The following is a 10,239-nucleotide window of genomic DNA, read 5'->3' as shown; positions in this document are numbered from 1 at the left end:
CGGGCCGAGCCGCCTCCGCGTCCGAGGGCGGTACGGGCGGTGCGGCCTCGCCCGCCGGATCGTCCGCCTGCGCGAAGGCCTGCGTCAGGCCGGAGACGAGCACCTCGATCGCGAAGCCGAGGATCTGCTCGGCGTCGTCCTCGGACGAAGCCGAGGCATCGGCGCCGTCCTGGAGGTAGACGCCGTTCGCGATCAGCGGACCGACATCCGGGAAGCGCGCCGGTACGACGGCCTCCGCGAGCAGCGCTCGCGTCTCGGGGCCGATGATCATGCCCGCGAGCACCTCGCGCTCGATCTCGCCGTGTCCGCGGGCGAACGCCGAGAGCAGCATCAGCACGCCGAGCTTCATCTCGGCGGGGACCGCCAGCTCCCGCATGCTGCGCAGCCCGCGATCCGCCGCGGCGATCTGGCCGGGCATCAGGTGGATGTCGCTGGCGAGCGGGATGTCGAGCGTCCAGGGATGGCGCCGGTACCCCGCGACGAGCTCGCGGAGGAAGCCGCCGAGCCCCTCCTGCCAGTCGCCCGGGTCGCCGTCGTCGGAGGCTCCCGCGAGCGCCGTGTCGAGCATCAGCCGATGGAGTTCGTCCTTGGTGGCGACGTAGCGGTACAGCGCCATGGTGCTGAACTCGAAGCGCTGCGCCACCCGCTGCATCGTGACCGCCCCGAGCCCCTCGGCGTCGGCGATCTCGATCGCGGCCTCGACGATGCGTTCGAGCGTCAGCTCCCGCTTGGGCCCGCGCTGGGGTGCCGCCGCGAGCCCCCAGGCGAGCGCGAGCGTGCGCGACACGTCTCCCTCGACCATTCGAACCTCCTCGACTCTTCGCACCATCATAACTGCGTGACAAATCTACTGTTTATAACGCATACTGTTTATGTACGACGCGAAAGGAGCCCCATGTCCACCACCATCGAGCTCGAGCGACTCGGCAAGCGGTATCGCGGCCATCGGGTGCTCGACGATCTCACGCTCGACCTCTCCGCCGGCATCTTCGCCCTGCTCGGGCCGAACGGGGCAGGCAAGACGACACTCGTATCGATCCTCACCACCCTGCTCCGCCCCGACTCCGGCACGGCGCGCGTGCTCGGCCACGACGTCGTGCACGAGGCGAAGGCCGTGCGTCGGCTCATCGGGGCGACCGGCCAGTACGCCTCGGTGGACGAGGCGCTCACCGGGCGGGAGAACCTCGTCATGGTCGCAAGGCTCCTCGGCCTCGCGACCCTCGACGCGCGCAGCCGTGCGAGCGAGCTGCTCGCGTCGTTCGGACTCGAGGATGCGGCGGATCGCCCTGTCTCCGGCTACTCGGGCGGCATGCGGCGTCGCGTCGATCTCGCCGCCTCCCTCGTGCGCACGCCGGCGGTGCTCTTCCTCGACGAGCCGACGACCGGCCTCGACCCGGCGAGCCGCTCGCACCTCTGGGACGACATCGCGAGACTCGCCTCCGAGGGGTGCAGCGTCTTTCTCACGACGCAGATGCTCGACGAGGCCGAGGCACTCGCCGATCGGGTCGCCATCCTGGACGGCGGGCGGATCGTCGCCGACGGCACCGTGGCGTCGCTCGTGTCGCTCGTCGGCGAGGAGGCCGCGGTACTGGTCGACGCCGGAGGCCGCGTCGCGCGCACGCTCGAAATCGATCGCACGGCGGGCGGTCTCGCCCGAGCGCTCGCCGATTTGAGCGAAGACGAACGTGCCATGCGCGTCGAGCTGCGCCGTCCCGGGCTCGACGACGCGTTCCTCGCCCTCACCGGCAGGAACAAGCGGACCCCGGCCGAAGAGGAGGCAGCGGCATGAGCGCGCAGGCGAACCTCACCGCCCGGCCCGCCTTCGAGCCGCACCCCGGCGCCGGAGCGTTCACCGCGAGCCGCGTCTTCATCGGGCGCAGCATGCACCACAGCCTGCGCGACGGCGAGGGCCTGCTGCTCGCGATCGTGCTGCCGGTCATGCTCATGCTGCTGTTCACCGTCGTGTTCGGCGGCGCGATCAGCTCGGACGGCCGCTACGTCGACTTCGTCACGCCCGGCATCATCGTGCTCTGCTCGGGCTTCGGCGCCGCTTCTGTGGCTGTCTCGGTCAACCGCGACGTCACGGGCGGCGCGATGCAGCGCTTCCGCAGCCTCTCGGCCCCGGCGTCCGCCTGTCTCGTCGGACACGTCGCGGCGAGCGTGCTGCGCAACCTGTTCGCCACGGCGCTCGTGCTCGGGGTCGCGCTGCTGCTCGGCTTCAGACCCCAGGCCGATGCGTGGCAGTGGATCGCGGCGATCGGCGTCGTGCTCGCCTGGATCGTCGCCGTCACGGTCGTCTTCGCGGCCATCGGCCTCCTGGCTTCGAGCCCCGAGTCGGCGAACGGCTACGGCTTCGGCATCCTCTTCCTGCCCTACCTGTCGAGCGCCTTCGTGCCGCTCGACACCCTGCCGGCCTGGCTGCAGCCGGCCGCCGCCGCGCAGCCGGTCACACCGCTGACCGATGCGATCCGCTCGCTGCTCGCAGGGCAGGATCCCGGGGGCCAGCTCGGCTTCGCACTCCTGTGGTGCGCGGGCATCGTCGCGGCCGGTGCGCTCATCGTCGCCTGGCGCTTCCCCCGGAGATGAACCGCACACCGCCGAATGGGCGGGGGCCCGGAGCCTCGGCTCCGGGCCCCCGCCCATTCGATACGTCGATCTCGAAGCGTCAGCGCGCGACGCTGCCGTCCACGTAGTCGGCGTCCTCCTGCTTCCAGGCGAAGAGCTTCCGCAGCTCGCGACCGGTGGTCTCGATCGGGTGCTGCTCGCCCTTGGCGCGGAGCTCCATGAACTCCTTGGCACCGTTGTCCTGGTCGCCGATGAACCGCTCGGCGAACGCGCCGGACTGGATGTCGGCGAGCACGCCCTTCATGTTCTCCTTGACGCTCGGGTCGATGACGCGCGGGCCGGAGACGTAGTCGCCGTACTCGGCGGTGTCGGAGACCGACCAGCGCTGCTTGGCGATGCCGCCCTCCCACATGAGGTCGACGATGAGCTTGAGCTCGTGCAGCACCTCGAAGTAGGCGATCTCGGGCTGGTAGCCCGCCTCGACGAGGGTCTCGAAGCCGTACTGGACGAGCTGCGAGGTGCCGCCGCAGAGCACCGCCTGCTCGCCGAAGAGATCGGTCTCGGTCTCCTCGGTGAAGGTGGTCTTGATGACGCCGGCGCGGGTCCCGCCGATGGCCTTGGCGTACGAGATGGCGGTCGCCCAGGCGGTGCCCGAGGCGTCCTTCTCGACGGCGATGATGTCGGGGATGCCGCGGCCGGCCTCGAACTCGCGACGCACGGTGTGGCCCGGGGCCTTCGGGGCGACGAGGATCACGTCGACTCCCTCGGGGGCCTCGATGTAGCCGAAGCGGATGTTGAAGCCGTGCGCGAAGGCGAGGGTCTTGCCCGCGGTGAGGTGGGGCTTGATCTGCTCGTTGTAGATCGAGCGCTGGTGCTGATCCGGCGCGAGGATCATGATCAGGTCGGCCCACTCGGCGGCCTGGTCGACGGTCTTCACGGTGAAGCCGGCCTCCTCGGCCTTCTGGATGGACTTCGAGCCCTCCTTCAGCGCGATGACGACCTCAACACCCGAATCGCGCAGGTTCATCGCGTGCGCGTGCCCCTGCGATCCGTAGCCGACGATCGCTACCTTCTTGCCCTGGATGATCGACAGATCGGCGTCGCTGTCGTAGTACATCTCAGCCACGAGTGGCCTCCTTATTGGTTGGTGGTTGGTTTACTCGTTCTTCAGAGAGGATCGCGCGCGATCCTCTCAGTTCTTGAAGACGCGTTCGGTGATCGACTTCGATCCGCGGCCCACGGCGATCAGCCCGGACTGGGCGATCTCCTTGATCCCGAAGGGCTCGAGCACGCGCAGGAACGCCTGGATCTTACCCGTATCGCCCGTGACCTCGATGACGAGCGCGTCGGGGACGACATCGACGACGCGAGCACGGAAGAGGTTGACGGCCTCGAGCACGTGGGATCTCGTCTGGTTGTCGACGCGGACCTTGATGAGCATGTGCTCGCGCTGCACCGACTGGCTGTCTTCGAGCTCGACGATCTTGATGACGTTGACGAGCTTGTTGAGCTGCTTGGTGACCTGCTCGAGCGGCAGATCCTCTTCGTCGACGACGACCGTGATGCGCGAGAGCCCGTGCACCTCGGTCGGGCCGACCGCGAGCGACTCGATGTTGAATCCGCGACGGGCGAAGAGCCCGGCGACGCGCGTGAGCAGGCCCGGCTTGTCTTCGACCAGGAGGCTGAGTACGTGACGGCTCATGACTACTCCTCCCCCCACTCGGGGCTGTGTTCGAGGGCGTACTGGATGTCGCTGTTCGAGGTGCCCTGGCGGACCATCGGCCAGACCATGGCGTCGGCGCTCACCACGAACTCGATCACGACCGGGCGGTCGTTGGTCTCGAGCGCGAGCTTGATCGCATCGTCGACCTGATCCTCGCGCTCGACTCGGATCGACAGGCAGCCGTAGGCCTCGCCCATCTTCACGAAGTCGGGCACACGAGCGCTGCCGTGGCCGGTGTTGAGCTCGGTGTTCGAGTAGCGGCCGTCGTAGATCAGCGTCTGCCACTGACGGACCATGCCGAGCGACGAATTGTTGATGACGGCGACCTTGATGGGGATGTCGTTCACCGTGCAGGTGGCGAGCTCCTGGTTGGTCATCTGGAAGCAGCCGTCGCCGTCGATCGCCCAGACCACGCGGTCCGGCTCGGCGACCTTCGCACCCATGGCGGCGGGGACCGCGTAGCCCATCGTGCCGGCGCCGCCGGAGTTGAGCCAGGAGTTGGGGCGCTCGTACTTGATGAACTGGGCGGCCCACATCTGGTGCTGGCCGACACCGGCCACGTAGATCCCCTCGGGACCGGTCAGCTCACCGATGCGCTGGATCGCGTACTGCGGGGAGAGCAGGCCGTCGCTCGTCTCGGTGTAGCCCAGCGGGTACTTCTCGCGCAGCTCGTTCAGCCGCGCCCACCAGGCGGACGTGTCGGCGAACTCGCGGCCGACCTTCGCAGTGGAGACCGCGGCGATGAGATCCGCGATCACCTCGGCGGCGTCGCCCACGATCGGCACGTCCGCGGCGCGGATCTTGCCGATCTCCGCCGGGTCGATGTCGGCGTGGATCACCTTCGCCTCGGGCGCGAAGAGCGCGGCCTTGCCGGTGACGCGGTCGTCGAAGCGGGCACCGAGCGTGATCAGCAGATCGGACTCCTGCAGCGCGAGCACGGCGGGCACCGTGCCGTGCATGCCGGGCATGCCGAGGTGCTGCGGGTGCGAGTCGGGGAACACGCCCCGCGCCATCAGCGTGGTGACGACGGGAGCGCCGACCAGCTCGGCGAGCTGCAGCAGCTCCTCGGAGGCGCCGGCCCGGCCCACACCGCCGCCGACGTAGAACACGGGGCGCACGGCTTCGGCGATGAGATCGGCCGCGGCCTGGATCTGCTTGCTGTTGGCCTTGGTGATGGGACGGTAGCCGGCCAGGTCGACCTGCGCGTTCCACACGAAGTCGAGCTCGCCCTCCTGGGCGTCCTTGGTGATGTCCACGAGCACGGGACCCGGACGGCCGGTCGAGGCGAGATGGTAGGCGGCCGCGATCGCGCCGGGCACGTCCTCCGCCCGCTTCACGAGGAAGGAGTGCTTGGTGATCGGCATGGTCACGCCGACGATGTCGACCTCCTGGAAGGCGTCGGTGCCCATGAGGTGCGAGAAGACCTGACCGGTGATCGCGAGCATCGGCACCGAGTCCATGTAGGCGTCGGCGATCGCGGTCACGAGGTTCGTCGCTCCGGGCCCGGAGGTGGCGATGCAGACGCCCACCTTGCCGCTCGCCGCGGCGAAGCCCTCTGCGGCGTGACCGCCGCCCTGCTCATGACGAACCAGGATGTGCCGCAGCTCGTGGTCGTTCGCCAAGGTGTCGTAGAGCGGCAGCACCGCTCCGCCGGGCAGACCGAAGACGTCGCTCACGCCGAGCGCCTCGAGGCTGCGGACGACGGCGTCGGCGCCCGTCATCCGTTCGCCGGCCGATGCCGCGCCCGTGCCGCTGAGGCCGGTCGTTGCGGGTGATGCACTCGCTTCCGCGTTCATTTCATAACTCTCTGTCGTTCGATGTCGCCGTCACCGCCGCACCACGGCCGCGCCGCCGTACGATCGCTCGCCGAAGGCGAGGATCGATCGGGGGCGGAGCGTGATCCGCTCAACCCGTGATAGCACCCTCGCTGGCCGAATGCACGAGCTTGGCGTACTTCGCGAGTACACCACGGGTGTACCGCGGGGGCAACGGCGCCCAGGCTGCCTTGCGCGCCTCGAGCTCTGCGGGATCCACCAACAGATCGAGCGTCTTCGCGGCGATGTCGACCCGAATCAGGTCACCGTCGCGCACCAGCGCCACCGGGCCTCCGTCCGAGGCCTCCGGCGCGATATGACCGATGCACAGGCCGGTTGTGCCGCCCGAGAATCTGCCGTCCGTCAATAGTAGTACATCCTTGCCGAGGCCAGCGCCCTTGATGGCGCCGGTGATCGCGAGCATCTCGCGCATGCCCGGCCCGCCCTTCGGACCCTCGTAGCGGATCACGACGATGTCGCCCTTGCCGATCTTGCCCTCGGTCAGCGCATCCATGGCCGCCCGCTCGCGCTCGAACACGCGCGCCGGCCCCTCGAACAGCTCCGCGTCGAAGCCGGCCGTCTTGACGACCGCGCCCTCGGGCGCCAGCGTGCCGCCGAGGATCGTCAGGCCGCCGTTCGCGTGCAGCGGGTCGTCGAGTTTGCGGATCACCTTGCCGTCGATCTCGGTCGTGACGTCGGCGAGGTTCTCCGCGACCGTCTTGCCGGTGACGGTGAGGGCGTCGCCGTGCAGGAGTCCTGCGTCGAGCATCGCCTTCATGATGACGGGCATGCCTCCGACGCGATCGAAGTCCTCGGCGACGTACCGGCCGAAGGGCTTCATGTCGGCCAGGTGCGGCGTCTTCTCGCCGATACGGGTGAAGTCGTCGAGCGTGAGCTCGACCTCTGCCTCGCGAGCGATGGCGAGGAGGTGCAGCACGGCGTTCGTCGAACCGCCCAGCACCATGGCCACGGCGATGGCGTTCTCGAACGCCTTCTTGGTCAGGATGTCGCGCGACGTGATGCCCTGGCGCAGGAGGTTGACGACGGCCTCCCCGGAGCGGTGCGCGTAGTAGTCGCGACGGCGATCCGCGCTCGGCGGCGCGGCGGAGCCGGGAAGGCTCATGCCGAGCGCCTCGGCGACGCAGGCCATCGTGTTCGCCGTGTACATGCCGCCGCAGGCGCCCTCGCCGGGGGCGATCGCGCACTCGACGCGCTTCAGGTCCTCCTCGCTCAGGGTGCCAGCCTTGCAGGCGCCGACCGCTTCGAACGCGTCGATGATCGTGACCTGCTTCTCGGTCCCGTCCGAGAGCTTGACCCAGCCGGGGGCGATCGATCCTGCGTAGAGGAAGACCGAGGCGAGGTCGAGCCGGGCGGCCGCCATGAGCATGCCCGGCAGCGACTTGTCGCAGCCGGCGAGCACGACCGTGCCGTCCAGGCGCTCGGCCATGACCACCGTCTCGACCGAGTCGGCGATGACCTCGCGCGAGACGAGCGAGAAGTGCATGCCTTCGTGCCCCATCGAGATGCCGTCGCTCACCGAGATGGTGCCGAACTGCAGCGGGTAGCCGCCACCGGAGTGCACGCCCTCCTTCGCGCCCTGCGCGAGTCTGTCGAGGCTCAGGTTGCACGGCGTGACGTCGTTCCAAGAGCTCGCGATGCCGATCTGGGGCTTGTCCCAGTCCTCGTCGCCCATGCCGACGGCCCGGAGCATGCCCCGAGACGCGGCCTTCTCGATTCCGTCGGTGACGTCGCGACTGCGCGGCTTCATGTCGATCTCTGCCATAGCGTCCAGTCTAGTCCCGGCCGTATGCTCCCCAGCGCCGTGGATGCGCCGGTGCGCCGACGAGCGGGGAGGCGCTCGCCGGGCGGTGCGGAGTAGGCTGTCGGCATGTCGATCGGCAAGTATCTGACCAATATGGGAGTCATCGGCGCCCTCTTCGGCGCCCTCGGCACCGCGAGGCAGGCCCAGTCGATGCCGCGGGACTGGCGCCGCTTCCTCGTGTGGGGCGTCTGGGCGGCCGGGCTCGTGCTCGCGATCGTCGGCGTGGCCAAGCAGCTGGATGACGAGCAGTTCGAGGCCGAGTAGAAGCGCTCCTAGCCCGCACTCCCTCCCGGCATGGTGAGCACGACCGGCGAGCTTCGCGGGACTAGGATCGACGAAGGTGAGCCAGGAAGTCTGGTCGGCAGTCGCATCCGTCTACCCTGGAGCTCGCCGTGACCCTGAACCGTGCCGTCCTCGTCAGCCGCCGCGAGGCGGCCCGCGTCACCCGCCTCCTGCGCGCCGAGTTCGCGAGCGGGATCCTCGTCCTCATCGCGGCAGCGCTCGGCTTCGCCGCCGCGAACAGCCCGTGGGCCGACGCGTACGACGCGCTGCGGGACTTCAAGATCGGGCCCGCCGGCTGGCATCTCGATCTGAGTCTCGGCGCCTGGGCCTCCGACGGGTTGCTCGCGGTCTTCTTCTTCATGGTCGGGCTCGAGTTGAAGCGCGAGTTCGCGGGCGGAGCGCTGCGGAATCTCGCAACCGCGATCGTCCCGGTCGGCGCCGCCTTCGGCGGCGTGCTGCTCCCCGCGTCGATCTTCCTCGCCGTGAACGCGGGCGGATCGGGCGCGCGGGGCTGGGCCGTCCCGACGGCGACCGACATCGCCTTCGCCGTCACCGTGCTCGGGCTGATCGCGCCGAGAATCCCGCCGGTCCTGCGAGTGTTCCTGCTCACCCTCGCCGTGGTCGACGACTTCATCGCGATCACCATCATCGCGATCTTCTACGCCGACGGGCTGCAATGGATCTGGCTCGCAGCCGCCGCGCTCCCCCTTGCGCTCTACGCCGTGCTCGTGCAGCGGTGCGCCGGTTGGTTCGACCGTCACCGCCCTCTGGCCTGGATCGTCCTGCTGCCCCTCGGGGCGCTGGTCTGGGCGCTCGTGCACGCCTCCGGACTGCACGCGACGATCGCCGGCGTCCTGCTCGCGTTCGCCGTGCCCGTCGCCGCACGAGACCGTCGCCGCGGGGTCGGGGACGTGGCCGAGCGGATCGACCTCGCCGAGTCGTTCGGCTATCGTTTCGGTCCCCTGTCGAGCGGGATCGCGGTGCCGGTCTTCGCCTTCTTCGCCGCAGGCGTGCCGATCAGCGGTGCGGCGGGCTTCGCGACCGATCCGGTCGCCATCGGGGTGGTCCTCGGCCTGCTCGTCGGGAAGCCGCTCGGAATCGGGCTGAGCGTCTGGATCCTGACCCGTCTGACCGGCACCGTACTCGGCGGCGACCGTCGCGAGCGTTTCGGAGTCTTCTGCCTCGCCGGGATCGGCTTCACGGTTTCGCTGCTCATCGCCGATCTCAGCTTCGCCGGACCGGAGGCCGACGTGGCCCGGCTCGCCGTCATGGTGGGTTCGCTCGCCTCGGCCGTGGCGGCGGCCGCGTTCCTGCTTCGGGGCCCGCGGGCGAGGAGATCCGCGCGGTGAGGCTGCACGGTGGGGCGCCCCGAGCGGCCCGGAGCCCGTGCGCCCGCGCCGATTTCACGCACCCCGGGCATCGTGCTAGAGTATTTCCGTTGCCCGCTGGCGGGTGACGGGCGCCTTTAGCTCAGTTGGTAGAGCAGCTGACTCTTAATCAGCGGGTCCACGGTTCGAGCCCGTGAGGGCGCACGGAACAAAGCTTCATCACTCCTGGTGGAGCTTTTTTCGTCTCCGGCGCCCTGCCGGCAGGCCAGACCTTGATAAAGGCGCCGAATGTCTTCCGAGGCCCCCGCTCCCTCCGCAGATCTCGCCTTCGCGCTCGAGCTCGCCGGGCTCGCGGATGCGATCTCGCTCCCCCGCTTCCGCGCGGCGGACCTGCGTATCGACACGAAGCCCGACCGCACGCACGTCACCGACGCCGATCTCGCCGTGGAACGGGCGCTGCGGGAGCGGATCGCCGCCGAACGCCCCGGAGACGGGTTCTTCGGGGAGGAATCGGGGCGCGAGGATCGGGGCGCGCGCCGCTGGATCCTCGACCCGATCGACGGCACCGCGAACTTCCTCCGCGGTGTCCCGAACTGGGCGACGCTGATCGCGCTCGAGGTCGACGGCGTCGTGACCGTCGGCGTCGTCAGCATGCCGGCGCTCGGCACCCGCTGGTTCGCGGAGACCGGCGGCGGCGCCTGGCGG

General features: G+C 69.5%; 10 protein-coding genes and 1 tRNA gene. 6 read left to right on the top strand and 5 right to left on the bottom strand.

What is annotated here, in order from left to right:
- The coding region (locus ACFPZL_RS06820; protein WP_382334937.1) for a TetR/AcrR family transcriptional regulator at positions 1 to 802 on the bottom strand (802 nt) is incomplete at its 3' end.
- Between the two features lie 93 nt (positions 803 to 895).
- Between ACFPZL_RS06820 and ACFPZL_RS06815 the strand changes: the two genes are divergently transcribed.
- Together ACFPZL_RS06815 and ACFPZL_RS06810 are read left to right on the top strand one after the other, a co-directional pair.
- Positions 896 to 1,789 carry an ABC transporter ATP-binding protein gene (locus ACFPZL_RS06815; protein WP_218113812.1) on the top strand — a complete coding sequence of 298 codons (894 nt, stop codon included), beginning with the start codon at positions 896 to 898 and terminating at the stop codon, positions 1,787 to 1,789.
- A complete protein-coding gene (locus ACFPZL_RS06810) occupies positions 1,786 to 2,586 on the top strand; it encodes an ABC transporter permease (protein WP_218113811.1) in 801 nt (266 codons plus the stop codon). Before ACFPZL_RS06815 ends, ACFPZL_RS06810 begins: the two co-directional genes overlap by 4 nt.
- A 79-nt stretch (positions 2,587 to 2,665) precedes the next feature.
- Here ACFPZL_RS06810 and ilvC read toward each other — a convergent pair whose 3' ends face one another.
- The 4 genes from ilvC to ilvD form a co-directional block, all read right to left on the bottom strand.
- The gene (gene ilvC / locus ACFPZL_RS06805) at positions 2,666 to 3,682 is read right to left on the bottom strand and encodes a ketol-acid reductoisomerase (RefSeq protein ID WP_382332988.1); all 1,017 of its coding nucleotides are present in this window, start codon (positions 3,680 to 3,682) and stop codon (positions 2,666 to 2,668) included.
- 75 nt (positions 3,683 to 3,757) lie between these two features.
- Entirely contained in the window at positions 3,758 to 4,267 is a 510-nt protein-coding gene (gene ilvN / locus ACFPZL_RS06800; protein ID WP_218113807.1) for an acetolactate synthase small subunit, read from the bottom strand.
- Positions 4,268 to 4,269: 2 nt separating this feature from the next.
- Positions 4,270 to 6,084 (bottom strand): acetolactate synthase large subunit, encoded by a 1,815-nt coding sequence (locus ACFPZL_RS06795; protein WP_218113805.1) that lies wholly within the window; start codon positions 6,082 to 6,084, stop codon positions 4,270 to 4,272.
- Positions 6,085 to 6,193: 109 nt separating this feature from the next.
- Positions 6,194 to 7,885, bottom strand: coding sequence for a dihydroxy-acid dehydratase (ilvD, locus tag ACFPZL_RS06790; protein WP_218113804.1), 1,692 nt, complete (start codon positions 7,883 to 7,885; stop codon positions 6,194 to 6,196).
- 105 nt (positions 7,886 to 7,990) lie between these two features.
- Between ilvD and ACFPZL_RS06785 the strand changes: the two genes are divergently transcribed.
- From ACFPZL_RS06785 to ACFPZL_RS06770, 4 genes are all read left to right on the top strand, one after another.
- On the top strand, positions 7,991 to 8,188 hold the full coding sequence (locus tag ACFPZL_RS06785; RefSeq protein ID WP_218113802.1) for a hypothetical protein: 198 nt from the start codon (positions 7,991 to 7,993) through the stop codon (positions 8,186 to 8,188).
- A gap of 128 nt (positions 8,189 to 8,316) precedes the next feature.
- A complete protein-coding gene (nhaA, locus tag ACFPZL_RS06780) occupies positions 8,317 to 9,555 on the top strand; it encodes a Na+/H+ antiporter NhaA (RefSeq protein WP_236021662.1) in 1,239 nt (412 codons plus the stop codon).
- Positions 9,556 to 9,665: 110 nt separating this feature from the next.
- Positions 9,666 to 9,738: transfer RNA gene (locus ACFPZL_RS06775), tRNA-Lys, on the top strand.
- An 84-nt stretch (positions 9,739 to 9,822) separates the two neighbouring features.
- Positions 9,823 to 10,239, top strand: a 417-nt coding sequence (locus tag ACFPZL_RS06770) for an inositol monophosphatase family protein (RefSeq protein WP_382334935.1), incomplete at its 3' end; no start/stop codon positions are given.

It is taken from the genome of Leucobacter soli (genome assembly GCF_042659205.1).
In the GTDB taxonomy this organism is placed as follows: Bacteria; Actinomycetota; Actinomycetes; order Actinomycetales; family Microbacteriaceae; genus Leucobacter; species Leucobacter soli.
This window is presented reverse-complemented; position numbering and strand designations above follow the sequence as displayed.